Source organism: Pseudomonas sp. AC463 (assembly GCF_979253585.1).
The window spans coordinates 1-256 of the sequence record NZ_CEEDDZ010000840.1; the positions used below are offsets into that span (position 1 = coordinate 1).

At 67.2% G+C, this 256-nt stretch carries 1 protein-coding gene; it reads right to left on the reverse strand.

What is annotated here, in order from left to right; genetic code table 11:
- Positions 1–137: DUF2093 domain-containing protein (locus AC0IYH_RS32600; protein ID WP_471838490.1), on the reverse strand; the 137-nt coding region annotated here is incomplete at its 3' end.
- Positions 138–256: the final 119 nt, after the last annotated feature.

Consider the following 256-nt stretch of genomic DNA (forward strand, 5'->3'; position numbering starts at 1 on the left):
CTCCAATAGCGCAGGTCCTCCAACCGGATGCGAGCACCGGTCACCGCGCAGACGACGTGATCGCCCGGCGACAACACGCGGAAACCGTTCGCCATATAGTGGAGGCGCGCAGGCCGGTCGGTGTTGGACATCAGCATCTCAGGAGACTTTCCGGATCAGAGCAGCGTCGGCTGCGCATCGGGAGCGACATAGGCGCGGGTCCCACCGCGCTCAACCCGCGGGCGTGGTGCGGAGGGCGCACCATCCACCCGCGCAT